The organism is Paenibacillus sp. S-38 (assembly GCF_049942825.1).
Classification (GTDB): domain Bacteria; phylum Bacillota; class Bacilli; order Paenibacillales; family NBRC-103111; genus Paenibacillus_G.
This window is the reverse complement of record NZ_CP187970.1, coordinates 6,769,389-6,795,064: the sequence shown is the minus strand read 5'-3', so window position 1 is coordinate 6,795,064 and position 25,676 is coordinate 6,769,389. Positions and strand designations below refer to the sequence as shown.

Here is a 25,676-nt window from a genome sequence, read left to right as displayed (position 1 = left end):
CATGCGAGTGCTGATGAAGACGATCTTCCTGACGGGAGCCGTGCTGGTCATTGCCGCGGCGCTGCTCCTCTGGTTTGTCCGGCCGCCGCAGCCGCTGGATCTTACCTACAAGGAGCTCCCACTCAGGGAGAAGGCGCTCGACATGCTCCGCAGCCGGAAGCTCGAGGTGACGCTGACGGAAGCGGAAGTGAACGAGCTGCTGAAGAAGGCGCTGGCCGCGTCCCCCCAGGTATCTGCGAACGTCCGGATCACCGGGGCGAGGTTTTACCTGGAAGGGGAGGCCTTGTCCGCCGATGTGCAGCTGCTCTACCGGAACCGCTGGGAAGCCGGGGGCCGGCTGTTCTTCGATCTGGCGTGGCAGGACCCTTACCTGACCGCAGTCCATACGGGGTCCGCGATCCGGGGGCTCCACCTGCCGGACGCTTGGTTTCGGCTCCAGCCGCTGCAGACGGATCTCAACAGCTACCTGCCGCAGGCGGCCGCGATCCGCGATCTGCACTTCGAGCCGGACGGCGTACGGTTGAGCTTTCGGCTGCGCTGACCAGGTCGACTCGTGCAGGCGCCTTCCTTGACCGCGGTCATACTAGTACTGTGATGAGGTGAGGCTGCGCTGACCAGGTCGACTCGTGCAGGCGCCTTCCTTGACCCCGGTCATACTGGTACTGTGATGAGGTGAGGCTGCGCAGACGGTTCGACTCGTGCAGGCGCCTTCCTTGACCATGGTCATACTGGGGCGGTGATGGGGTGACTGCTTCACAGACGGTTCGACTCGTGCAGGCGCCTTCCTCGACCACGGTCATACTAGTACTGTGATGAGGTGAGGCTGCGCAGACGGTTCGTCTTGTATAGGCGCCTTCCTTGACCATGATCATACTGGGGCGGTGATGGGGTGACGGCTGCGCTGCCGGACGGTTTGTTTTTCGGCTTCATCGGCACACGCACGATACCCCGGTATTCGCGTCTGGGATGGGGGAACTCAGATCAAGTGTGTGGAGCAGGTGTTGTCGGGGGCTGGGCAAAGGTCGTCCGTGAGGATAACGGAACTCAGGTATCTTATTGGACAATTTCCCGGCATTTCCCACGGAATAGCGGAACTCAGATGCTTTATGTCGGCCTTGAAGCCTCCAAAGCACGTCTAATCCGTCAAATAGCGCATTGGAGTTCCTCTATTTTGAAGAGTGCCCCGGCTTTGGGGCAAATAACGCATCGTACTTCCGCTATCTCATTCACAGCCCGCACCGGCGTCACAGGGACCGGTACAGCAAATAAGCCTTCTCCGTTGGGAGAAAGCTTATTTGCATTATAAAGCTGTAGGGACCTGGGCCGCTGGGGAAGTCGGCATCCCAAAACGGGATGCAGTCCTCGCTTGCAAGCTGCTGCCTGTCGTGGCAGCTGGACGCGGTCAAACTACGGCAGCAGTGGTTGGAGCAGGCCGGATAAGCTCAATTGGACATATCCGCCAATCGGGTTGATATTTGACCGTCCAAAAGCCTCCGGCCACCGGCCTTTGCCGGACCTCTGGCCACACGCCGGTCCTCCCGCCGCGCCTCCGGCCAAACGCCGGCCCTCCCGCCGGTCCTCCGGCATCCCGCCGGTCCTCCGGCCTTAGCCTTGCCTCTTGCCCTCGCCGAGCCACGGGCCACCGCCGGCCCTCCGGCCCGCGCCGAGCCACGGGCCACCGCCGGACCTCCGGCCCGCGCCGAGCCACGGGCCACCGCCGGACCTCCGGCCCGCGCCGAGCCACGGGCCACCGCCGGACCTCCGGCCCGCGCCGAGCCACGGGCCACCGCCGGCCCTCCGGCCCGCGCCGAGCCACGGGCCACCGCCGGACCTCCGGCCCGCGCCGAGCCCCCGGCCGCCTGCCACCCGTCGGCGAGCGAACAGCGCTAAGCCTTCTGCAGCCCGCCGCGGTCGGGGATCTTTTTGCCTCCGCTGCCTTGGCTGCCCTTACGCCGCAGGATGAGGGCGAAGGGCAGGCCGATCAGCACGACGATGGTGGCCACCCAGTATACGTCGTTGACGCTCATCGTGAAGGCCTGCGCGCCGATAGCGGCCTGGCCTGCAGCGCCCCCGTTCTGGGCCAGATCGGCCGAGTGGACGCTGACCCGGGAGGCCAGCATCGAGGTAAACAGGCCGATGGAGAACGAGCCGAGGCCCTGCCGGATCCAGTTGTTGACGGAGGATGCATGTCCCGACAGCTCGCGCGGGATGACTTCCATGCCCGCATTCGAGGCCGGCATGGTCGACAGGGCGATACCGACGTTGCGCACCGTCATCCAGAGAATAATGTACGTATGGGACACGCCGACGGACAGATGCGCCATGGCCAAAGTCCCTACGGCAATGAGCAGAATGCCCGTGATGACCAGCGGCATAGGTCCGATCTTGCTGTACAGCTTGCCAGTGATCGGCATGAAGATCGCCATGGCCAGTGAGGCCGGAAGCAGGATGAGTCCCGTATCCAGAGCGCTGACATGCTGGATGTTCTGCAGGAACACGGGCGTCAAATACGTGCCGGAGTACAAGCTTACCGTGATAATACAGCTGAGGATCAGGGTGTACGTATATCTCGGGTATTTCAGCACCCCCAGATTCAGCAGCGGCTCCGCCACCCGGTTCTCCCGCCGGACGAACACGGCCAGCGAGATCAGGCCGATGGCGAGAAGCGAGAGCGTCTGCCAGGACTTCCAACCCCAAGCATGAGCGTTGCTGAAAGCTACAAGCAGGGAGGCGCTGCTGAGGACGACCGTAATGAAGCCCGGCAGGTCGAAGCTCTTCGGCGCCGCGATCCGGTAGTACGGAATGTTGCGCATCGCGACATAGATCGCGACGATGCCGAACGGCAGGTTCATTAGAAACAGCGAATGCCAGTCAAAATGCTGGATCAGCCAGCCGGCAATCGTCGGTCCGAGCGCCGGGGCCAGCATGGCGGACAAGCTCCACATGGAGATGGCGAACGGCTGGCGGTCCCTTGGAATGACCTGATAGATGATCGTCATCGTGGTAGGCATAACCATGCCGCTGAAGACGCCCTGCAGAATACGGAAAGCGATCAGCGATTCGATATTCCAGGCGGCGGCACAGAGCCCTGACATCAGCGTGAAGCCTATCAAGGCGACGACATACAGGTACTTGGTGCTGAAGCGGTCTCCAAGATACCCGGTGATGGGGGCGATGATTCCGGTAGCGAGCATGAAGCCCGTCAAGGTCCACTGGACCATATCGAGGCCGGTCCCGAAGTCCTCCATAAGTATGGGAATCGCCACGTTGATGGTGGAGACGCCCAGGATGGCCAGGAACGACCCGAAGAAAATACCGATGAGCAGCGGCCAGAAGGCCACCGGCTGGTTCCGGTCCTCTACCGGCGGAAGCGGGGTGGACATACGTGTTTTCTCTCCTCTCCTTGCTGGGCAAGCTTGCAGTATGGTGGGTATCTCTATCTATAGATCCGTTTGGAGAACCTGTCCGGGATTGCGCCCGCTACGTCAGGTTCCCGCACGGTTATTCCTTTTTCTCCATAGCCTTGCGGAGCAGCCGCGTTAATTCGGCCGTCTCCCGGTCGTCGAGGCCCCGCCAGAAACGTTCGACAAGAAGCGAAGCCTTCTCATCAAGCTCTCGAAGCGCCTCGAGGCCCGGGTCCGTGATGCGGAGCTGGACGACCCGGCGGTCCGCCGGCAGCGGGACGCGTTCGGCGAAGCCGCCGGCCACGAGCTTGTTAGCCAGGTTCGTGACGGCCGGCAGCGTAATCTGCAGCGCTTCGGCGATCTCGGAAGAACGCCGGACCCCTTCGGCCCTCAGCACCTCCAGCACATAATACTGTTGGCTCGAAAGATTACTGCGCAGCATGCTGCTGATCTCCGCGACCCAGCGGCGCATGGTGAGCCGGGTCCATTTTTCAGTTTCGGTTCTAGCGGTGGGTTCATGCATGAGTGAAGTACCTCCGGAGCAAGGACAGGATAGGACAGCCTTCCTTTATGTATTAACCATTCAATAGTTTATTGATTGAATACTTTAATCGTTGAACAAAATGATTTTACTCCCGTAAGGGCACCCTGTCAAAAAACAAAAGGGTCCTGCAGCCGCTCTATACAGTATGAGCGGCGCAGAACCCCCGGTATTCAGACTCGTGGTTCTTTATGCTTCCTATTTCTTCCTCTTCTGAATATAGGAAGGATAAACAATCTCCCCACTGTCGAGCTTCGCGATCTCTTCCGCACTCCAGCCCTCGATCTTGCTGCGTCCGGTCACGCCGGTGACCTTGATCGCATACTTGCTCTCCAGATAATTGTGCAGGGCAGGCATGTCCGCTTCCTTCAGCTCGCGGAGCGTCTTCTTGCCCTGGATCTGCCCCAGGATCACACCGATCGATTCCGCCGCCAGGCTCGTATTCGGCTGAATGCGTGCGCTGCCGTAAGCGATGGCCGAGGATCCGACGTTCTTGCCTGCCAGAATGACATTGTCGTAATTCTTGAGCAGGAAGCTGCGCAGCGGCATCCCGTACTTGTCGGGACGGCCCATCTCGATGCCCCACTTGTTCGCGGAGGTGCCCTGCAGATCCAGCGGATACCCGCCGATGGAGACGTTGTCCCAGAACATCCTGGCCCCGAGCATGTCGGATACTTTCATGACGTAATCCGTTTCATAGTGATTGTATTCGCGGATATACGGATAGCTCGGAAAGCCGTTCAGCTCGGCCTTCTCCCACCCGGTGATGTTCTTCCGGAAGTGCTCGAGGAGCAGCGGCATTTCCTTCTTCCCGAGCTCCATCGCCTCCGCCACGGACTTGTCGTCCGCAGGGTTGACGGTGTAGATCAGGAAGGCGTTGATGAGCACTTCGCCGTCCCGCTGATGGACGGCATTGAAGCCGCGGAGGAACACTCTGTCGTTCGACGGCTTGTACTTCGACGTCATGCCCGACAATCCGATCGCATAGCTGCGGTCAACCGAGCCGTACCCGTACTTGGCGCTGCGTTCTTTGGATGTCATGGCTTCGAAGCTGCTCTGGAACTTCGCCCAGTCGACGTTCTTGAATTTCATCATGAAGCCGGCGCTCATGTACTCGATGTCCTTCTGGCCGTAGAATGCTTCGAGACCCGGCATCCGCACAGCCCCTTTGAGCCGGGATACCACCGCCGCGTAGTCGGTGTTCTCGACCACGTAATTGGCCGCCAAGCGCTTCTTAACCCCGTCCTTGGTCGTGTAATCGATGCCGGCCACCTTGCTCTCGCTGCCAAAAGCACCTGCGGCGAGCTGCACGCCGTCGATCTTCACCCCTTGCTCCACCGGGATATCTTTGCTCAGCTTGCCGAAATACTGCTCAAACTCGGACAGCTTGCGGATCTTCCCGGCACGGAATCCGTCGAAGAGCTCCTTCGCGCGTCCCTGCACGAGCAGGCGGTGCTGCTCGTCCCGCGTCTCATCGAGGAACAGCATCTCGCCCTGCAGCACCTGCCCGCCGAAGGCCGGCCTCGGATCGATCACCTTCACCTTCAGCCCTTCGTCCGCTGCGGCCCGGGCGAGATACAGCCCTTCGAGCTCGCTGCCGATGAGGGCGATATCAACCTTTTCTTCCTCTACACTGGCCTGCTTCACCGCTCCGGCATCCGCCTGTCCGGCGGATGGGGTTCCTGCGGCATCACTGCCGGAGGTCTCCTGCTTGGCTGACGGTTGCGACGCCGTCTGCGGGCGGCTTCCCCCGAACTGGCCGGACATCAGCGCGGCCACTGCGGCGACCGCGACCAGAGCCAGGACGAGAAGTCCGACCGACAGCCTTTTTCCGTTCTTCTTCATGGGTGCCGATACACGCTCCTCATTCTCTCCAAACCGCTCCCATAGCGGAGGGCCTGCGTTACTGAAGACCAGTCTAACATTTTTATACAGAACGATCAAAGCACCCCCCCAAAGGTTTTCACTTCGGCGAAATCCTTAGTATTAGCACGGAACACTTCGCGAAGGTTGTTCTGATATTCCCATTCTGCATCACAACCAACTTCATAATCAGAGGAGAATGACGATGAACAAGACGTTCAAGAAGTCCGTAATTTCCGGTTTGACCCTGGCCATGATGCTCGGCGGCGCCACGGCGGCGTTCGCGGACAACGGTAACGGCAAAGGCAATGATAAGAATAAAGGCAAGTCTGCGAATGTAAAGGCTTCCAAGAATGTGAATGTGAACATTAAGCTGAGCTTCGACGATCTGCAGGGTGCGGATGTCGAGTGGGCACAGCGCTATATCGCCTCCCTGGCCTCGAAGCAGGTATTCGAGGGCTACGAGGACGGCACGTTCCAGCCGCGCAAAACGATCACGCGGATCGAGGCCATCACGGCGGCGGTGCGTTTGATGGGCCTGCGCGACCAAGCGGAGTCTGATGCGGCGAAGTCGGCTGATCTCAATTTCAAAGACAGTGACAAGCTTGAAGAGAAATATCCTTGGGCGGTAGGCTATGTATCGGTAGCGCTGCAGAACGACCTGTTCACTGAAACCGACACGATGGTTCAGCCGGAGAAGGAAGCGGACCGCCTGTGGGCGACGACCCTGCTCGTCAAGGCGCTGAAGCTGCAGAACGAAGCGAAGGCGAAAATGAACGCAAAGCTGCCGTACAAGGATGCGTCGCAGATTCCGGCCGGTTCGGTGGGCTATGTCGCGGTGGCGATCGAGAAGAACCTCATCGACGGCTACGAGGACAACACCTTCCGTCCGAATAAGCCGGTGACCCGCGCCGAGCTGGCTGCGCTGCTCGACCGTACGGGCACCCAGCTGCCTGACCAGGCTTCCGTCAAAGGAACGCTTACGGCCGGTGTAAGCAATAACCTCCTCAATGTGAAGCTGTCGAACAACACGACGGTGAACGTTGAGCTCGATTCGAACGCGTTTATTTTCCGCAATGGCTCCCGTGTAGCCTCGTCGGAGCTGCGCGCGGGTGACGAGCTGCTCGTTCGCACGTACAACTCCAAGGCGATCTATGTCGAGGTCACGAAGCTGGCGAACAGCACGACGACGCCTTCCACGGACTTCAGCGTCTCGGGTACCCTGAACAGCTATACGCTGAACAATCAGGGCGAGATCGCTACGATTACGATCAACCAGCCCGTGAACGGGGGTACGCAGACGGCCGTGTACAACGCGTCTTCGAACCTCTACATCTCCGGAGACCTGAGCCTGCTGACCGCCGGCCGCTCCATCGAGCTGAAGGGCAAGAATTCCCTTGTGACGACACTCATCATCCGCTAATTCACTGAGATAGAGAGAGTCAGGGTTTCTCCTATTAAAAAGGGTTAGAACGGCTGGAAGCAGCCCTTCCTCCGGTGCCTTGGGTGCGCCGGGGGGAGGGCTGTTTCGCATTTGGCGGGAATTGGGCGGGAGCACGCGGGCGGAAAGGGTGGACACCCGTAAGGTTCGGTGTATAATGAATAGAAATTAGAATGAATGGAAATCCGAAAGCGGCTGGAGGAACCCCGTCATGACAGAAGCATCTAATACGAATCCCATCAAACTTGAAGATATCCTCGTGGCCAGCCATGTGCTGAAGGATGTCATCCAGCATACACCGCTGCAAAAAAATTTCATCCTCTCCGAACGCTACGGCTGCAATGTCTATCTGAAACGGGAGGACCTGCAGGTCGTCCGCTCGTTCAAAATCCGCGGCGCCTATAATATGATCCGCTCCCTGCCCCAGGAGCAGCTGGAGAAGGGGGTCGTCTGCGCGAGTGCCGGCAACCATGCGCAGGGCGTGGCTTATTCCTGCAAGGCACTGGGCATTCCGGGGCGCATCTTCATGCCGGCGACAACGCCGCGTCAGAAGATCTCCCAGGTCAAGCTGTTCGGCGGCGCTTTCGTTGAAGTGGTGCTGACGGGCGATACGTTCGACGACGCCCTGCGGGAAGCGGTGGCCTACGGCCAGCGGGAAGGCATGGCCTTCATCCACCCGTTCGACGACCCTAAGGTGGTCGCCGGGCAGGGGACCGTGGGCCTCGAGCTCATGAACGACCTGCGGGAGCAGGTGGACTTCGTCTTCGCCGGCATCGGCGGCGGCGGCCTGATCTCGGGCGTCGGCAGCTATATCAAAAGCATCTCGCCGCAGACCCGGGTGATCGGCGTCGAAACGACGGGCGCCCCATCGATGCAGCAGTCGCTGGAGGCGGGCGAAGTCGTCACGCTCGCCGAGATCGACAAGTTCGTCGACGGCACGGCGGTGAAGCGTGTCGGCGAGCTGACCTACGATATCACGCGCAGCGTCGTCGACGACATCATCGTCGTGCCCGAAGGCAAGGTCTGCACAACGATCCTCGAGCTCTACAATGAGAATGCCATCGTGGCGGAGCCGGCTGGAGCGCTTACTGTGGCGGCGCTCGAGTTCTACCGCGAACAGATCAAGGGGAAGACCGTGGTGTGCATCATCTCCGGCGGCAATAACGATATCGACCGGATGCAGGAGATCAAGGAGCGCTCGCTGATCTACGAAGGCCTGAAACACTACTTCATCGTGAACTTCCCGCAGCGCGCCGGCGCCCTGCGCGAGTTCCTCGAGTACGTGCTGGGTCCGAACGACGATATTACCCGCTTCGAGTATACGAAGAAGACGAGCAAGGAGAACGGGCCTGCCCTGGTGGGCATCGAGCTCAAGCATAAGGAAGACTACGGCCCGCTGACCGAGCGGATGATTCAGCGCGGCCTGCAGTTCAGCGAAATCAACAAGGACCCGAACCTGTTCAATCTGTTGATCTGACCGGGCGTAGAGCCTGCAGGGGGGAATGAGGAAGGCATGCCGATCGACGAGAAACAGGAACCGGTGACCGATACGTTCCTGGAGGATTACGAGGAGTTCGCCGAGGACGACGATGACCGCTGGCGTCCGGGCGGCCTGCGCGGCAGCTGCCGCGACCGCAATGCGGCGCTGCGCCGGCGTCCGCGGCTGATGTAGGCAGGTTGGAGCCCTCTCCGGTGATAGGCCGGAGGGGGCTTTTGTGTTTTTTATTCGTAATGGGTAGAGAGGAGCAGAGAATGATGCTGTGGGTTGTATTCCTAGCCTTAGCGGTTGGCGCGTGGCTGCTTTCATATCTAAAGGACAACCATGGGTGGAGCGGGACGGACCCCCTGGAAGGGGAATCTGCCGGTGGCAGACCTGTGCCTCACCGGGGGACGCCGGAATTTTGGGCCGGACGCGGAGAAATTCGGACGCTGGAAGAAGCAGGCCGCGTGCTGAAGGAGCTGAGCGGACAAGAGCCGAAGCCGTATGCCTCTATTGAGCTCGGGCGCAGCCGTGATGAAGCCTGCCTCTCCGTCAGGACAGCGAGTGCTGCGGCCCGCAGCTGGGTGTACGGGCTGCAGGAGTGCCTGGGACCGGGGCTCGTTGCCTATGCGGGAGCGGACAACTATTCGGAGGAACCGCCAAAGAGAGACGTCATTGTTGGTTCCGGCAGGAATCAGTATGCGATTGTAGAGTATGAAGGTACATTTGCAGGTAATTACGATCTGACGAACGAAGACATCCTGGCGAAGCTGAAGTCCTTTGACGAACGGTACGGCATCCGCATACGGGAAGCTTCATGGGACTCCGTAGGTTTTGACCTCGTGCGCCGGCCCGATGATATTCCGGCCTTCTGTGCGGAGCTGTACGAATTTTGCCCCGATGTGGTGGATGAGGCTGTGGGCAGCATGGAAGCGCTGGAGGAGCTGGTTAGAGAAGACGGTTATATTGTATTGTGGTGGGATTAACTCATGGAGATGATTGGGGCAGGACTCCGAAGGCGGACATGGCGATCCGCATCCCGAGCTTATTCTCGCCGGCTCCCTTGGCATCCGTGGAATTCACCGAATAGACGACACGCCGCTCGAGGTCACGCGTAGCGAACATGCCGTTCGCATAACCGGGTCTCGCTCCCGTTTTCCCCCAGAAGGTGATCCCATTGATGACGGCACGGGACATGCCCATGCTCATGGTCGCCGGCCCCGCGTCTTTACCGTCTGCACTCCAGGCAGTCACGTTCGGTACGGTAAACATATGCTGGAGCTGGTCTTCAGGCAGCAGCTGGCCCCGGAAGAGCGAGGTCATGAAGGTATCAAGGTCGGAGGTGGTGGAGATGATCTGGCCTGCGGCCCAGGTGAAGGATTGGCTGCCTTCGGTCACATCCACCAGCTGGGGCTTGCCATCTTGCTCTACAGCCTGGTATCCCAAGGCATGGGTTCCGAGAATCCGGACATCGCTTCCCGGCAGATAGGTGTCATACAGGCGGAGAGGTGTAATGATGCGGGACTCCACTTCCGTCTCGTAGGTATTGCCCGTCACTGCTTCAATGAGCAGCCCTGCCAGGAAGTAATTGATATTGGCATAATGCTGGCGGGTACCCGGCTCGAATTCCATGGGCTGGGTTGCGGCCAGCCGGACAACCTCCTCGGGAGTCCATTGGATTCCCGGCAGATCTGCCTCCTCCACACCGTCCGGGAGCTTGGGGCTGGGAAGTCCGCTCGTATAATTGAGCAGCTGGCCTACCTGAATGGACGGGTACGATTCGGGCAGCAGCCCGGGCAGATAGCTCTGGATCGGCTTGTCGAGGTCGACCTTGCCTTCGGCAGCGAGCTGGAGAACGACGGCGGCGGTGAATATCTTGGTGATGCTGCCGATGCGAAACCGCCCGTCGGCCCGGGCCGGCGCGCCCGTCCTGATATCCGATACGCCGGTGGCGCCCATCCAGCTCTGTGTGGGGGTGCCCACGAAGACCAGTGCTGCCGTGGCCTCCTTATTCGGGAGTCCGGCCATGGCTTTGCTCACCGACGGCAGGTTCAGTGGGGGAAGTACCGTCCTGCCGGATTCCTTGGAGGCGGGAGTGCCGGCGGGGTCCGCGATGGCTGTGGGTACCCCAGAAACGGCGGCGGAAGCAGCAGGCACGGCTGCACCGAAGACGCTTACGGACACCATGGCGCAAAGCAGGGAAGATACGATAATTGTTCTCACTATGCTCATCTCCTTTGTTCTAAAGCTACTTTCTCATTATGCAGGGTGTAAAAGCTGCACAAAACGTCCCTAGGTCCAACGAGGAACTGGACCTTAGGCGGAGCTCATCGGAGTGCCGGACATGAAAAAACCAACAGACCAAACTGACTGAAACGTCCGATTTGGTTTTTTGATTTACTTTTTTGATGTACGATGTCACATTCGAAGCACGACGGCAGTTATATAAGTGGAAGCTTGTTCAAGAAGGGAAGGGAGACTGGAAAGGATGGAAGAGGAGAGCGTGGACGGGCTGCTGAGGAGAGTGCAGGGAGGAGAGACGGATGCGTATGCAGCCGTGATAAGAAGGTACCAGCAAAAAATCCATGCCTACTGCTATTGGATGTTGGGAGACAGGTTTGAGGCGGAGGATGCCCTTCAGGAGATTTTGTTCAAAGCCTATCGTAATCTTCACACCTACCGGCATGATCATTCATTTACCGCGTGGCTGTACGCGATCGCTTCGAATCACTGCCGAAGTCTGCTCCGCCGAAGGCAGCGATGGCGTCTGCTTATGCCCCTGCTCGGCAGCCGATCTGAGGAGAAGAGTGCGGAGGCTGTCTATGAAAGCAGCGAAGAAAGCCAGCTGGAACTGCTCCAGGGGTTGTCGGCCAAGGAGAAGGAAGTCCTGATCCTGCGGGTGTTCGAGGACCGGTCCTTCGAGGAGATCGGAAGCATCCTCGGGCTGCGTCCGGCGGCCGCGCGCAAGAGATTCGAACGGCTTAGAAACAAGCTGAAGGAACAGTGGGGACTGAAGGAGGAAACAGTGCATGAACGGCGATTTGAATTTCAATAAAATAATCCGGGGACTGCGGGAGCCGGAGTCCCCGGGAATCGATGTCACGGAGAAGGTCATGAGCCGGATTCATGCGTGGGAGGCGAGGTCAGGAGGAAGTGATTTGAAGCGAAACGGGGTTCTTCGCCAAAGGGGAACCATGCATCGGGCCGGTCTGCTGACGGCCGTATTCTTGCTGCTCGCGGCCGTGTCGGTCGGTGCGGCTGCCGTCTATCATACGCAGTGGAACGGTATCGGGGTGACGGTCGAGGGAATGGGTGAGGCGGAACCGCAGTCGTTGGTGAGGCCTTCTTTTCGGGAGATCATCGCGGGGGTTCTGGAGAACAGGTCGGCCGAATGGAAGGGTGTAACGGCGGAGGAGGCTGGGAGGCAGTTGGGCGTCGGCTATCTCATCGCTTCTGCGGCAGGAGAGCAGCCGGCAAGAACGTTCGGTGTTATCCCTCGGGCGGAGGAAGCGGCAGGAAGCCCGCGGCAGACCGACGGGCCTTGGCTCGGAGGAGTATACGATCTATACGAATACAGCGGTGGAGCATGGATCATCGTCCGGCAGCTGCCGGACAAGCCGATGACACAGGCCTTGGAGGGGACAGTTACGCTGAGCGAGAATTACGCGGGCGGATGGGAAAAGGCGATGGAGACGGATGAAGCATTCGGTGTGTTCCGGCAGGAGGAGGCCTCGGAGGAGAAGCTGCTTGTGGTGTCCTATAAAGCCCATGATAACCAGGTTATCCGGCTGGAGCTGACCGGCAGTACCGGCAGGGAAGAACTGCTGCGGCTGGCTCGGAGCTATATCGAGGCAGGGATGCAGGCGGCTCCCTGACCGCAAGGCAGCCCTTATTGAAGATAGGCAAGCCCGGGATGCTCATGGTTCCACGAAGGGTTGAATAAGCATCCCGGGCTTGCTGTATTCTGTACGCTTTGGCGGAGGCCTCTTATTCCACGATCGCTGCCTGCGAATCGGCCAGCAGCCGTTCGATCTTCTCCGCCGTTCCGCTGCCGGGAACCGGCGTATTGACCAGCAGCTGAAGGTCGGGCGGATCGGCCACCTGCAGCGCCAGAGGCTCGAAGATGAGCAGGCCGGCGGCCGGATGGCGGATGTGCTTGCGGCCTTCAGGCGTCTCGACAACCTCGTGCCGCGACCACATCTCGCGGAACTCGGGGGAGAACCGGCTGAGCTCCTGCAGCATCTCCGCCCACCAGGGGTCCTCGACGAACCGCCCGTAGCCTGCACGAAACTGGGCCAGCAGGCGAAGGGCCTGGGCTTCCCATTCCTCTCCTTTGAGCTGCCGGAAATAGGGGGAGGTGAACGTCATCCAGACGAGATTGCGCTCCTGCTCATCCCATGTGCTGTAGTCACCGAACACGGTGCAGAACGTCTCGTTCCAAGCCACGACGGTCATCCGGGCATCGAGCACGCAGCCGGGTGTGGTGCCGAGTCCGTCCAGAAAATGCCGCAGGGCAGGAGAGATGATCCTGCGGGCAGGGGGATCGGCCGGTGGGGGCTGCCGGTGCGCGAGCAGGAACAAATGCCTCCGTTCGGCGGCATCCAGCTGAAGTACCCGGCTTAAGCTCTCGAGCAGGGCAGCGGACACGCTGATCTCCCGTCCTTGCTCTAGCCAGGTATACCACTCGACGCTGACGCCGGCGAGCAGGGCAACCTCGGTCCGCCTCAGTCCGGGCGTCCGCCTTCTGCCGCCTGGCGGCAGACCGGCCTGTTCGGGGGACAGCCGCTCCCGCCGGCTGCGCAGAAAGTCGGCGAGCTCGGTACGCCGGTCAAACTTTTTTTGTTCCAAACGGTTCACAGGATTCGCCTCCATTCCTTAGGGGGAAGCGCTGCTTCCAGGATAAACGGACAACTCCTTGCCTTATAGGTTCCATTATACACTAAGGATGTCAAGGGCGACGGCGTTCCCGATGCAGCTCCTGGAGAGAGCGGGGACAGCGCCCCATCCAAACCATAGGTAAGGAGCTTGAGAAGATATGTCGAACTATGCGGTTGAAGGAAAAGTGGTTGTTATTACGGGAGCAAGCAGCGGGATCGGAGAGGCGGCGGCACGGCTGCTGGCCGGGCATGGAGCGAAGGTCGTGCTGGGGGCGAGACGTACGGATCGGCTGGAGGCTTTGGCATCGGAGATCCGTTTCGAAGGAGGCACCGCCGTGTACCGGGAACTGGATGTTACGAAGCGTGAGCATATGGAAAGCTTCCTGGGCTTCGCCAAAGACACCTTCGGGCGCGTCGATGTCGTCGTCAATAATGCCGGCGTCATGCCGCTGTCGCCGCTGGCCTCCTTGAAGGTGGAGGAGTGGGACCGCATGGTCGATGTGAACATCCGCGGCGTGCTCCACGGCATTGCCGCGGGACTTCCTCTCATGCAGGAGCAGGGCGGAGGCCAGTTCGTGAACATCGCCTCCATCGGGGCGCATACGGTATCGCCTACGGCAGCCGTCTACTGCGCGACGAAGTTCGCTGTCCGGGCGATCTCGGAGGGCCTGCGTCAGGAGATGGGCGGCTCCGGGCTCCGGGTTACGCTGATCTCGCCGGGCGTGACGGAGAGTGAGCTGGCCGACAGCATCTCGGATGACGAAGCGCGGCAGACGATGAAGGAGTACCGCCGCATTGTCATCCCCGCTTCGGCGGTGGCCCGCTCGATCCTGCACGCCGTCGGGCAGCCGGACGATGTCACCGTAAGCGAGATCATCGTGCGGCCAACGGCCAGCCCGGCATAAGCGATCGGCAGGGTGCGATGAGGTTGAACGCCGATGAAGGCAAGCTCATTCATCGGATACTGCGACTCTTGGTCTCAATAGATGCTCGTACCTTCAGTATCCATGCGCAAAGAGGAGTAAGGGAACCTGCGTCCCTTACTCCTCTTTGGTTTGACCCGTCTGACTCAGAACTTGATCAATGAAGCTCTCAATGGCTGCTGAATTCAATAGCTGGTTCACTTGTTTACTAGGAAGATCAAAAGCATACAGTGCATTGTCGGTCCATCCCTGCGATTTCAAGTATGCCTTATATAAATGAAACTGCTGTCTGAGCCGCTTAACCCATGGACAAAAATGACAGGCGTGCGTTCGGTTGCAGCCATCATTGCCGGCAGGCTTTACTAGGTTCATGGCATAGTGACTGGAAGCTTGCCGCGGCCGAAACGAAACAGGAAGCAGTCGCCGAGGCAATCTGCTCCCTGTTTACTTCACCTGCGTTAATAAAAAGCATGCCCGAGCCCTTTATGCGTGATTACTGTCTAATGATAAGGAGGTCTTGAGGCGGTCTACCGGTATTTTGGATTTGGGAAATTTCAGAGTTTGTCAGGTTGCGGCCTACCAAAATCAGTGAAGATGTGACATTGTTGAAGTTAAAATTACTGAGGTTCGCTACGTTTTGGCTGCCCCGGAACACTCGAAACGCTCCCTGAAAATTAACTTGCGAGAACAGAACAAGTGTTACTTGAGAGCTCTGCGCAACGTTTCTGAGCCGGAAGCTCGAGAGAACGTTATTAAACCGAAACGCTCCAAGATCACGAACAGCAACTCCTCCACGTCTGAAGAGGATTCGGCGAAACGTAAAATTGTTACCGGACCAAAGAGCAAGACGTACATCGCGGTTTGCCATCTATATCACTCCTTTTCAAAGAATGATATAGCTTATGATCAATATGAAAGAAGGGTATAAGACAAATCCCACGGGTTAAAAGTTTGTTTTTGGATTTCCCCTGCCGTATCATGGGGGACCGAGCCGCACGGGGACAGGATGAACGGCTTCGCCATCCTGTCAGAATGATGCGCGTTTATAAGAAATATAGATGAAGGAATTGAGCCCTGGCGAGATATAAATTCCAGTTTTAAAAAAATCACGGACCTGAGGTCCGTGATCTAAGGAATGCTGCCCTTATATCTTATTGGTGATTCAGCTTGTTACTTCACCGATACCTTGCCGAGATCCTGTACGCCCTGGTAGATCGTCTCGAAGAGCTCTTCGAGGTTCTCTTCTTCGATGCACGAGAAGGCGACGCGCAGGTCGGTCTCGCCGAGAGCGATCGTGCCGATGCCGTACTTGTCGAGAAGGTGGACGCGGAGCGTCTCGGCATCGACGGTCTTAAGCTGCAGGCACATGAAGTAGCCGGAGTTGAACGGATAGTATTCCCATACGCCGTCATACTTGCCGGAGTCGAGCAGGGCTTTGACCTTGTTCGCGCGGCCCTTCATGATGTCGAATTTCTCCTGCTTCTGCTTAGGGAAGTCAGGGGACTGCAGGGCGTGCAGCACGAACGTCTGCGAAGGGTGCGGGCCGCTCGAGATCGTGGCGCGGATGATGCCCATCGTCTTCTGCTCCAGCGCGGCAAGCGTCGCTTCCGGCTGGCCGACATACGTGATGAAGCCCACACGGAAGCCCCATACGTATTCTTCCTTCGTTGCGCCGTCCACCTTGATCGACAGCACGCGCTCATGCAGGCCCGCGAGGGAGCCGGCGAGGGACTCCTGGAGGGAGTTCTCGAAGAACAGGCCGAAGTACGCGTCGTCCGTCACGGCTACCACGTTGATGCCGGCTTCCGCCGCTTCCTTGATGGCCGCCACGATTGAGCGTCCTTCTTCGGCATCCGGCGTGTAGCCTGTCGGGTTGTTCGGGAAGTTCAGGACAACGACCGCTTTGCCTTTGGACTTCTGCGCGAGGAGCGCTTCCTTCAGCCCTTCGGCGTTGAAGCGGCGCTCGCTGTTATAGAGCGGATAATTCACGATCTCGGCGCCGCGGCGGATGCCGAAGGTCAGCTCGTAGTTTTCCCAGTTTTTGTCGGGGATCACGACAGCGTCGCCGGGACCTGTGAACAGGTCGGCCACAATGCTCAGGCCATGGGTCAGCGCGTTGGTGGCGATGGGATTCCCGAGGCTTTTGCCCTTCAGCGACGGGTTCTCTTCGATCATCTTCGCGCGCCATGCGGTGCGGAGCTCCGGCTTGCCTGCCGGCGGGGCATATTCATAAATGTCCTTCGGGTTGTACGCGGACAGTGTATCCTGGATAACCTTCAGGTGCATCGGTTTGCCATTTTCGAGTGCCGTACCGATCGTTGCGTTGAATTTTTTGGCCTTTGCCTTGGCTTCGGCGGATTGGCTCAGGATGCCCTCCTTTGGAAAATAAATCTGCTTCCCGAGATCGGAGAGCATGTCGTACACATGCGGAGCCTCCTTGGAAATCGTCTCATTCAGCTTGTGGGCAAGAGGGTTCATGACGGTCCATCCTTCCATGGGTCTACTGGATTTGTACTGGAACTGCTCTGGATTTTAACTAGCCCATATTATAGCACTTTAGTGTAGTAGCGTCACGGTCCGTTTGGCACTTTTCGTGGATTTGAGCCGGGAGCTGTGTTACCATAGTAGGCACTGGGGTGCAGTATGGTTCGTTTGGGTTCGTTTGGCCCCTGGCGAATCAGCTTGGCCCACAACGGAGAGGAGTGCGCTGGAGTAGTGACAGCCATCAGACGTTACGAAAAAATCATGGAGCTGCTCATGGCGCACGGCGAAGTGTCCGTGGCCGATCTGGCTGCGCGTCTTGAGGTTACCGGCAAGACGATCCGGCAGGATCTCGAGAAGCTGGAGGAGAAAGGCCTCCTGCACCGCACCCACGGAGGTGCCGTGCTTGCCAATGAGAGCTATTCCGGCCTGCTCGGCAGCCAGCCCCTGACGGGACGGCATCCGGACGAGAAGCATGGGGCGGCTCTGGCTGCGCTGCGGTTCGTCGAGCGTCATGATATTATTGCCCTCGACAGCGGGAGCACAACCCTCGAGATGGCCCGGCTGCTCGAGAATACGCCGCTGACGGTCATCACGAACGATCTCTACATCATTGCGGAGCTGATCAAAAAGGACCAGATCCGCCTGGTCGTCCCCGGCGGCTTCCGCAGCCGGAACATGCTCGTCAGCGAGGAGGCGGGATCGTTCCTGCGCCGCCTCAACGTGCAGAAGGCGTTCCTGTCGGCGACCGGGATCCATACGGAGTACGGCTTCACTGTATTTACCCATTCGCATGTGGAACAGAAGCGGGCGATGATCGAGTCGGCGAAGGAGGCGTTCTGCGTCGCCGACCACAGCAAGTTCGATAAGACGGCACTGATGACCTTTGCGAAGCTCGGGGAGATTGGGACGATCGTCACGGACGCGGACCTGCCGGAAGCGACGGCGGCGAAGTATGAGGCGGCCGGTGTGAGGATTCAGCGGGGGTGACGGTGCTGGTCCGCAGCCTCGTCTGCTTGGACGGAGATGGGGGATGCCGGCCCGAACTGTAGGGGGATTTTTCCAGCGGGCGGGCCTGCGCGAAAGCGAAAGAATGAGGGAGCCGATCCGAAAGGGCGGAGGATTCCGCAGGAATGCCTGCGCGGGAGAAGGATTCCGGTGGGAAGGTGACGACACTTGCCGTCTTGCCGGCAGGAAGACGTGTCCGCAGCCTCGTCATGTTTTCTGTAGTTCAAATGGGTTCACATATATTTTATTTGAACTTAAATGAACATTCGTATTATAATGAATTCGTGAAGCAATACATATCCGGGAGGAATCATTTATGTCTATGGAAATCCGTTATGCAACGAATCCGACTGAAGCCAAAACGTACGATACCGCACGTCTGCGCAGCGAATATGTGATCGAGAGCCTGTTCGTGGAAGGCCAGCTCAACCTGGTATACAGCCACGTGGACCGTTTCATCACGGGCGGCGTCATTCCGACGAGAGAGCCGATCAAGCTCGAAGCCGACAAGCACGACATGGGCGCAGAATTTTTCCTCGAGCGCCGCGAAATCGGGATCATCAACATCGGCGCGCCGGGTAAGGTTACGGTAGACGGCACCGAGTATACGCTCGAGAGCAAGGACTGCCTGTACGTCGGTCTCGGCAACAAGGAAGTGCTCTTCGAGAGCGCGGATGCGGCGAATCCTGCCCGCTTCTACCTGAGCTCCACGCCGGCCCACAAGAACTATCCGACCCAGAAGGTCGCCATCTCCGAAGCGGAGCCGGCTCACCTCGGTTCGATCACGAACTCCAACGAGCGCACGATCTACAAATACATCCACCTGAACGGCGTACAAAGCTGTCAGCTCGTGATGGGCATGACGCTGCTGAAGCCGGGCAACATGTGGAACACGATGCCTTGCCATACGCACAACCGCCGCTCTGAAGTGTACCTGTACTTCGATATGCCGGAAGACGGCGTAGTCTTCCACCTGATGGGCGAGCCTACTGAAACCCGCCACGTGGTTCTGCGCAACGAGCAGGCGGTCATCTCCCCAAGCTGGTCGATCCACAGCGGCGTGGGCACGAGCAACTACACCTTCATCTGGGCTATGGCCGGCGAGAACCAAGAGTTCTCCGACATGGACCACGTAGCTATGCAGGACCTGAAGTAACATAGTGTTTTGAACGGAGAACCGTCGGCCTTTTGGGGCCGGCGGTTTTTTGACGTTGGCGTTGGGGAGAAGGGGGACGTGATGGGGGCGAGGGCTGAGGAGACGTGCGGGAGGGCGGGGGTGAGAGCGAGGGGGGATGAGGACGAGACGAACGAAAACGAACTTGAGGGAAGGAGTGTACGACAGGTCGCGTGGGGGCGAAGTGGAACCGGGGGGCGAAGTGGGACTGAGGAGAGGGTGAGGGCTGGGGGTGGCGAGACGGAGGGCAAGAAGGAAAAATTAGGGGAAGTAGGGGACGGGTCACGGAGCGAAGTAGAGCTGGGGAGGAGTGAGCGAGGTGACGGGTTATTTGATGGCGGAGCGGAACCGGGGAAGCAAGAGCGACGGGTAACGTGGGGACGAGTGGAACTGGGGGAGGAGAGGCGACGAAACTTGATGGTGGAGCGGAACGGAGGAAGCAGGCGACGGGTTACGTGGGGACGAAGTGGAACTGAGGAAGCAGGGGTGACGGATTACGATGGGGCGGAGTGGAACCGGGGGAGGAGGGTCGACGGGTTACGTGGGGGCGAAGTGGAGCAGGGGAAGGAGTGGGGGGCGGGTCACGTGGAGCGAAGTGGAGCTGGGGAGAGAGGGGACTCGGGTCGATAGGAATTCGCGGTAGGGAGCAAATGGCCCGTCAAAAATAAAGGAACTCAGATGCCTTATTAGCCCCATTTAGAGGCTCTAGTACGAAATAGAGGAACTGAGGTTCGCTATTTGGCCGAAATGGGAGGAGTGGGCGCGAAAAAGGGCCCCATAACGCATCTGTGTTCCGCTATTTTCAAAAACAGCGTAGGAAAAGGGGGAATAACGCATCGTAGTTCCGTTATTTGGGAAAGGGCGAGGCGGGGCGTGCCCCATCCTGCAGCTCGTTCCCCTCCAACCCTCCTCCGACACGTTCCTCATTGCCCCGCAGCGCGGAAGGCGCTACAATGAGGGCCGGCACTTGTGTCGAAGTGTGCCAATTTTTCCGCACGTATGAAAGGGGTTACAATCGATCCTATGAAAAAGCTGCTGTGGATCTACGCCATCCTGATCGGTACCTTCATCCTGTATGTCGTTCAGTACCATACGCGGGAGGTGTCGTCCCGGGCGGGGGGCGCGCATGACGGGCTGCGGGGGGAGATCGGCGAAAAGTACGTGATGGTCACGTTTCAGTCCGGCATGGAGTACTGGAAGTCCTCGCTGAAGGGCTTCGAGGACGCGGCTCAGGCGCTGAACGTGTCTGTCGAATACCGCGGGGCGACGCAGTACGACGTGCATGAGCAGATCACTGTGCTCGAGCAGGTGATCGCGAAGAAGCCGGAGGGCATCGCGCTGTCGGCGATCGACCCCGTGAAGCTGACGGCGGCGATCAACAAGGCGGTGGACGCGGGCATTCCCGTCGTTCTCTTTGACTCCGGCGCGCCGGAGAGCCGAGCGCTGTCGTTCCTGTCGACGGACAATTACAATGCAGGCGTCACGGCGGCCCGCAAGATGGCGGAGCTGCTTGGCGGCCAAGGGGAGGCTGCGGTGGTGACGCTGCCGGGGCAGCTCAACCATGAGGAACGCAAGCAGGGATTCATCGACACGCTCAGCAAGGAGTTTCCGCAGATCCGGCTGCAGTCCGTGAAGGACGGGCGCGGGGACCGGATCTACTCGAAGCTGGCGGCAGCCGACATCCTGAAGGAGTCTCCGGAGGTGGACGGGATATTTGCTACGGAAGCGAACGGGGGCGTCGGTGTCGGCGAAGCGGTGCAGGAGGCGGGATCGGCCGGGAAGGTGAAGATCATCGGCTTCGACACGGACAAGGACACCCTCGACATGGTCAAAAAGGGTGCCATCTCCGCCACCCTCGCGCAGGGGACGTGGAATATGGGGTACTGGTCGCTCCAGTTCCTGTTCCACCAGCATCACGGCTTGACCGGTCCGGGCGGAGGGACGAAAGCCGCCGCCTCCTCGCTGCCGGGGAATGTGGACACGGGCATCACGGTGGTGACGGGTGACAATGTGGAGCAATTCTATGCCAAATAACAGACTCTGGCGGATACTGGCGGGCGTGCGGCCCCAAACCAAGACGGGAAGATACCGGATGAATGACCTGCCGATCCGGGACAAGCTCATCATTCATTTTTTGCTCATCATCATCCTGCCGTCGGTGCTGCTTGGGGGCAGCATCTTGTGGACGGTGGACCGGATCATTGAAAAGCAGGTGAGCGAGAACACGCTGCAGCTCATCGGCAAGGTGAACAAGACGCTGGAAGCGTACGCGGGGAACATGCAGAACATCACGTACTTCCTGTCGTTCCAGCCGGAGGTGAAACGGTTCCTGGAGCGGGGGCCGGGGGCGGCCCAGCGCGGTGCGGCGGCGGAGGAGTATGAGATCCGGCAGTTCATGCAGGGTTTCACGACGCTGTACCCCGAGGTGGCCGGCGTGCTGCTGGTGAACGCGCAGGGGGACTATATTTCGAACGAAATGTACGCCCGCTCTTCCCGAAGCCTGACGGAGGAGGAGTGGTACAAGCAGGCGGTGGCGAGCAAGGGGATTTTTACGATGGTGGGGCATCCCCACGGGCGGAACGTGACCACCCACGTCAGCTACAAGGACAGCGAAGTCGTGTCGGCCGTCCGGGCGATTCTCGATCCGCAGACCCAGGCGGTGAAGGGCGTCGTGCTCATTGACCTGAAGCTTCGGGTCATCGCGGAGACGGCCAAGGATGTGCGGCTCGGCAAATCGGGCTACCTCACGATCATCGACGACCAAGGGGACGTCATCTATGCACCTCCGCGTCCGCTGGTGAGCCGGATTCCCGGAGAATGGCTCGAGGATCACGGATCGGGCACCTTCGCACAGGAGGTTGGCGGGGAGAAGCTGCAGTTCATCTACCGGGCATCCCCGTTCACGAACTGGACGACCGTCGGCGTGTTCTCGATGGAGGAGTCGGCGCTCGAGGCGCAGGAGATCGGGTTTTATGTGGTGTGCTTTGTGTTCATCGTCTGCCTGTTCGGCATTGCGGCCTCGTACTATCTCTCCCACTCGATCTCCCGCCCGATCGTGCAGCTCATGTCGTTCATGCGGATCGCGGAGTCGGGGGACCTGACGGTCCGCTACTGGGGGGACCGCCGGGACGAGGTCGGCAACCTCGGGCGCAGCTTCAATACGATGATCGCCCAGATCGACAAGCTGCTCACGCTGACCGAACGGCAGGAGCGGCAGAAGCGCGAGGCGGAGCTGCGGAGCCTGCAGGCGCATATCAAGCCGCATTTTTTGTACAATACGCTCGATACCATCCACTGGATGGCCCGCAAAAAAGGGGCCGAGGACGTCGCCGAGGTCGTACAGTCCCTGTCCCGGCTGTTCCGCATCGGCCTCAGCAAGGGCAGCGACCGGATTCTGCTCGCCCACGAGATCGAGCACATCTGCTCCTATCTCACGATCCAGAAGTCGCGCTACAAGGATAAGCTCAACTATACGATCGACGTGCCGGAGCACCTGCTGAACGTCTCCGTGCTGAAAATCGTGCTGCAGCCGATCGTCGAGAATGCGATTTACCACGGGATCAAAGAGCGCCGCGGCCCCGGTCATATCGCCGTGGAGGCGGAGGAACGCTGGGGGCTGCTGCTTCTGCGGGTCCGAGACGACGGAGCGGGGATGGATGCGGAGAAGCTGCGGGAACTGCAGGAGCGTCTGGCGGCATCGCCCGCTTCGGACGACGAGCAGGGAGAGCCGCGGGAGCCGGTCAGCTACGGCATGATGAACGTACAGGCGCGGATCCAGCTGGCGTTCGGTTCCTCGTACGGGCTGACGATCGAGAGCGAGGCCGGACGGGGCACCACGGTGACCATCATTCACCCGCTGCTGCGGGATGGACTGCAGCCGGTCAAGCGTACAAGCGAAGGAGGGGCATGATCAGCTATGGAAAAAAGGTGGAAAGTGCTCATCGCCGACGACGAGCCTTGGATCCGGGAAGGCATCCGCGATGCGGTCGATTGGTCGTCGCTTGGCATGGAGGTCGTGGCAGAGGCCGAGGACGGCGAGGAAGCGCTGGAGCTGGCGCTGACGCACGGCGCACAGGTGCTCCTCGTCGACCTCAACATGCCGATCATGAACGGTATCGAGCTGATGAAGCGGGTGCGCGTGGAACTGCCGGACAGCCGGATCGTCGTCATTACCGGGCATGATGAATTTGTGTTTGCCCAGGAAGCGATCCGCCTGGAGGTGGACGATTACATCCTGAAGCCGGCCGACCCGAAGCAGCTGCACACGGTGCTTGGGAACGTGCGGCGCAAGCTGGAGCTGGCCGAGAAGCAGAACGGCTATCTCGCTATGGCTTCGAAGCAGATCTCGAAGAATTTTCCGCTGCTGCGAGAGCGCTTCTGTCTGGAGTGGGTGGAGGGCACGATGACCGAGGAGGAGATCCTGGAGCAGCTGCACTTCCTCGAGCTGCCGGCCTCAGCGCCGCTGCGCCTGGGCATCATCCGCTGGCCGGAGTCGTCCGCCCCCCAGCGGCTCATGAAGGAGAGCGACCGGCAGCTGCTGCTGTTTGCCATCGAGAATATAACCGCGGAGCTGCTTGAGCCTTACCGGCATGCGATGTTCCGCGACGCCATGGGGCTTCTGGTCGTATGTCTGTGGGAGGCGGTGCCGGAGAGCGTCTACGCGGAGATCGAGCGGGCGGTGCAGACGTACCTCAAGCTGACCGTGCACCTCTGCTTCGAGCAGGTGGAGGGCTCCGTGACCGAGGTCGCGTCCGTGTACCGTCACTGCCGGACGAAGGTGTACGAGGAGCTGCAGATCTCTCCGATCGTAAGACGGGCGAGGCAGTACATCCGCGACCGTTTCACGGACAGCAGCCTTACGCTGGAGTCGGCGGCGGCGGAGCTGCAGATGTCGCCGGTGTACCTGAGCCGGGTGCTGAAGCAGGAGCTTGGCATGCCGTTCGTCTCGCTGGTGACACAGATGCGCATCCAGCTGGCGGTTCAGCTGCTCGGAGGCACGGACCTGCCGGTCGGCGAGATCGCGGAGCGGGCGGGCTACGAGTCGCAGCATTATTTCAGCACCGCGTTCAAGAAGGTGATGGGCGTCTCGCCCAATCAGTATCGGCGCGGCGTGGTGTATACGGAGGGGCGGATCGAATGATCCGTCCTTTTTTTGCGTTGGGGCCAAAAGTAGGATTTGTGTAAAAAGTGTGCGGTTCTGTCAAAAGACCGCCGGCGGGGCCGGGTGGTAGAGTGAAGACATAGCAAATCACCACACAATGTAACGATAGAGAGGGGATTCGAAACGATGAAGAAAGCGGTCACAATGATGATGCTTCTCGTGCTGCTGTTCAGCCTGGCGGCGTGCGGAGGCGGGGGCGGCGCGGCGGAAACGACAGGCGGCGCAGCCAAGACAGAGGGCGGAAGCAGCGGCGGCGACGGCAAGGCGGGCAAGGTGGGCATCTCGATGCCGACGAAGTCGTCCGAGCGCTGGGTGAGCGACGGCGCCAACATGGTGAAGGAGTTCGAGAAGCTCGGCTACCAGACGGACCTGCAGTATGCGGAGGACGTGGTGGAGAACCAGGTATCCCAGATTGAGAACATGATCACCAAGGGCGTGAAGGTGCTCGTGATCGCCGCCGTAGACGGCGAAGCATTGACGGATGCGCTCGACAAAGCGAACGCGGCCGGCATCAAGGTCATCGCGTATGACCGCCTGATCAAGAAGAGCGAGCATGTCGCCTACTATGCGACCTTCGATAACTTCAAGGTCGGCGTGCAGCAGGCATCCTATATCGAGAAGAAGCTGGGCCTGAAGGAAGGCAAAGGGCCGTTCAACATCGAGCTGTTCGCAGGCTCGCCGGATGATAACAACGCGTACTTCTTCTTCGACGGCGCGATGTCCATCCTGAAGCCTTACATTGACTCCGGCAAGCTCGTGGTGCGCAGCAAGCAGACGGACATGAAGCAGGTGGCGACTCTCCGCTGGGACGGCGCAGCCGCACAAGCCCGTATGGATAACCTGCTGAGCGCGAACTATGCGACGGAGAAAGTGGACGCGGTCCTCTCCCCGTATGACGGCATCTCCATCGGCATCCTGTCCTCGCTGAAGGGCGTGGGCTACGGCTCCGGCAGCAAGCCGCTTCCGGTCATTACCGGCCAGGACGCGGAGCTCGCTTCCGTGAAGTCGATTATCGCCGGAGAGCAGACGCAGACGGTTTTCAAGGACACGAGAGAGCTGGCGAAGAAAGCCGTGGCCATGGCGGACGCGGTGCTGAAGGGCAAGGAAGCGGAAGTCAACGACACGAAGACGTATAACAACGGCGTGAAGGTCGTGCCTTCCTTCCTGCTCGAGCCGGTATCCGTAGACGCGGCGAACTACGAGCAGGTGCTCGTCGGCAGCGGCTACTACACGAAGGACCAGCTGGCCAAGTAAGGCAGCGAAGAGCAAGGGATGGAGTGACGGCGGCCTGTCCCTGTCGCCCATCCCTTTTTGACAGGTATT

The 25,676-nt window shown here is 59.7% G+C and carries 21 protein-coding genes; 14 read left to right on the top strand and 7 right to left on the bottom strand.

Features of this window, described 5'->3' with window-relative positions; translation table 11 throughout:
• Position 1: 1 nt before the first annotated feature.
• The gene (locus ACP26L_RS29625) at positions 2-541 is read left to right on the top strand and encodes a hypothetical protein (RefSeq protein ID WP_426448900.1); all 540 of its coding nucleotides are present in this window, start codon (positions 2-4) and stop codon (positions 539-541) included.
• Between the two features lie 1,345 nt (positions 542-1,886).
• On the opposite strand, the gene ACP26L_RS29620 is transcribed toward ACP26L_RS29625, so the two are convergent.
• The 3 genes from ACP26L_RS29620 to ACP26L_RS29610 form a co-directional block, all read right to left on the bottom strand.
• Positions 1,887-3,383: an MDR family MFS transporter gene (locus ACP26L_RS29620; protein ID WP_426448898.1), complete on the bottom strand. Its 1,497-nt coding sequence runs from the start codon at positions 3,381-3,383 to the stop codon at positions 1,887-1,889.
• A 118-nt stretch (positions 3,384-3,501) separates the two neighbouring features.
• Positions 3,502-3,927: a MarR family winged helix-turn-helix transcriptional regulator gene (locus ACP26L_RS29615; protein WP_426448896.1), complete on the bottom strand. Its 426-nt coding sequence runs from the start codon at positions 3,925-3,927 to the stop codon at positions 3,502-3,504.
• A gap of 216 nt (positions 3,928-4,143) precedes the next feature.
• Positions 4,144-5,790, bottom strand: a complete 1,647-nt coding sequence (locus tag ACP26L_RS29610; protein ID WP_426448894.1) for an FAD-dependent oxidoreductase — start codon at positions 5,788-5,790, stop codon at positions 4,144-4,146.
• A 223-nt stretch (positions 5,791-6,013) separates the two neighbouring features.
• Here ACP26L_RS29610 and ACP26L_RS29605 point away from each other — a divergent pair, with 223 nt between their 5' ends.
• From ACP26L_RS29605 to ACP26L_RS29590, 4 genes are all read left to right on the top strand, one after another.
• Positions 6,014-7,231: an S-layer homology domain-containing protein gene (locus tag ACP26L_RS29605; RefSeq protein WP_426448892.1), complete on the top strand. Its 1,218-nt coding sequence runs from the start codon at positions 6,014-6,016 to the stop codon at positions 7,229-7,231.
• A gap of 229 nt (positions 7,232-7,460) precedes the next feature.
• The gene (gene ilvA, locus ACP26L_RS29600) at positions 7,461-8,726 is read left to right on the top strand and encodes a threonine ammonia-lyase IlvA (RefSeq protein WP_426448890.1); all 1,266 of its coding nucleotides are present in this window, start codon (positions 7,461-7,463) and stop codon (positions 8,724-8,726) included.
• Between the two features lie 36 nt (positions 8,727-8,762).
• Complete coding sequence (locus ACP26L_RS29595; RefSeq protein WP_426448889.1) at positions 8,763-8,921, top strand: hypothetical protein; 159 nt, start codon at positions 8,763-8,765, stop codon at positions 8,919-8,921.
• 83 nt (positions 8,922-9,004) lie between these two features.
• Entirely contained in the window at positions 9,005-9,715 is a 711-nt protein-coding gene (locus ACP26L_RS29590) for a DUF4253 domain-containing protein (RefSeq protein WP_426448887.1), read from the top strand.
• Position 9,716: 1 nt separating this feature from the next.
• Here ACP26L_RS29590 and ACP26L_RS29585 read toward each other — a convergent pair whose 3' ends face one another.
• On the bottom strand, positions 9,717-10,961 hold the full coding sequence (locus ACP26L_RS29585) for a serine hydrolase domain-containing protein (RefSeq protein WP_426448885.1): 1,245 nt from the start codon (positions 10,959-10,961) through the stop codon (positions 9,717-9,719).
• Between the two features lie 256 nt (positions 10,962-11,217).
• Here ACP26L_RS29585 and ACP26L_RS29580 point away from each other — a divergent pair, with 256 nt between their 5' ends.
• Entirely contained in the window at positions 11,218-11,784 is a 567-nt protein-coding gene (locus tag ACP26L_RS29580; protein WP_426448883.1) for an RNA polymerase sigma factor, read from the top strand.
• Positions 11,759-12,604: a hypothetical protein gene (locus ACP26L_RS29575; protein ID WP_426448881.1), complete on the top strand. Its 846-nt coding sequence runs from the start codon at positions 11,759-11,761 to the stop codon at positions 12,602-12,604. Before ACP26L_RS29580 ends, ACP26L_RS29575 begins: the two co-directional genes overlap by 26 nt.
• Before the next feature lie 112 nt (positions 12,605-12,716).
• On the opposite strand, the gene ACP26L_RS29570 is transcribed toward ACP26L_RS29575, so the two are convergent.
• Positions 12,717-13,586: a helix-turn-helix transcriptional regulator gene (locus tag ACP26L_RS29570; protein ID WP_426448879.1), complete on the bottom strand. Its 870-nt coding sequence runs from the start codon at positions 13,584-13,586 to the stop codon at positions 12,717-12,719.
• A 178-nt stretch (positions 13,587-13,764) separates the two neighbouring features.
• Here ACP26L_RS29570 and ACP26L_RS29565 point away from each other — a divergent pair, with 178 nt between their 5' ends.
• Entirely contained in the window at positions 13,765-14,511 is a 747-nt protein-coding gene (locus tag ACP26L_RS29565) for an SDR family oxidoreductase (protein ID WP_426448877.1), read from the top strand.
• A 511-nt stretch (positions 14,512-15,022) separates the two neighbouring features.
• Here ACP26L_RS29565 and ACP26L_RS29560 read toward each other — a convergent pair.
• On the bottom strand, positions 15,023-15,397 hold the full coding sequence (locus tag ACP26L_RS29560) for a hypothetical protein (RefSeq protein ID WP_426448875.1): 375 nt from the start codon (positions 15,395-15,397) through the stop codon (positions 15,023-15,025).
• A gap of 302 nt (positions 15,398-15,699) precedes the next feature.
• A complete protein-coding gene (locus ACP26L_RS29555; protein ID WP_426455146.1) occupies positions 15,700-17,007 on the bottom strand; it encodes an aminotransferase class I/II-fold pyridoxal phosphate-dependent enzyme in 1,308 nt (435 codons plus the stop codon).
• Positions 17,008-17,244: 237 nt separating this feature from the next.
• Here ACP26L_RS29555 and ACP26L_RS29550 point away from each other — a divergent pair, with 237 nt between their 5' ends.
• The 6 genes from ACP26L_RS29550 to chvE all read left to right on the top strand — a co-directional run bounded on the left by ACP26L_RS29550 (position 17,245) and on the right by chvE (position 25,607).
• On the top strand, positions 17,245-18,000 hold the full coding sequence (locus ACP26L_RS29550) for a DeoR/GlpR family DNA-binding transcription regulator (protein WP_426448873.1): 756 nt from the start codon (positions 17,245-17,247) through the stop codon (positions 17,998-18,000).
• Positions 18,001-18,340: 340 nt separating this feature from the next.
• On the top strand, positions 18,341-19,174 hold the full coding sequence (kduI, locus tag ACP26L_RS29545; RefSeq protein ID WP_426455144.1) for a 5-dehydro-4-deoxy-D-glucuronate isomerase: 834 nt from the start codon (positions 18,341-18,343) through the stop codon (positions 19,172-19,174).
• A gap of 1,041 nt (positions 19,175-20,215) precedes the next feature.
• Entirely contained in the window at positions 20,216-21,226 is a 1,011-nt protein-coding gene (locus ACP26L_RS29540; protein ID WP_426448872.1) for a substrate-binding domain-containing protein, read from the top strand.
• The gene (locus tag ACP26L_RS29535) at positions 21,216-23,102 is read left to right on the top strand and encodes a cache domain-containing sensor histidine kinase (RefSeq protein WP_426448870.1); all 1,887 of its coding nucleotides are present in this window, start codon (positions 21,216-21,218) and stop codon (positions 23,100-23,102) included. The genes ACP26L_RS29540 and ACP26L_RS29535 overlap by 11 nt, the downstream gene beginning before the upstream one ends.
• Before the next feature lie 6 nt (positions 23,103-23,108).
• Positions 23,109-24,332, top strand: a complete 1,224-nt coding sequence (locus ACP26L_RS29530) for a response regulator transcription factor (protein WP_426448868.1) — start codon at positions 23,109-23,111, stop codon at positions 24,330-24,332.
• 147 nt (positions 24,333-24,479) lie between these two features.
• A complete protein-coding gene (gene chvE, locus ACP26L_RS29525; RefSeq protein ID WP_426448866.1) occupies positions 24,480-25,607 on the top strand; it encodes a multiple monosaccharide ABC transporter substrate-binding protein in 1,128 nt (375 codons plus the stop codon).
• Positions 25,608-25,676: the final 69 nt, after the last annotated feature.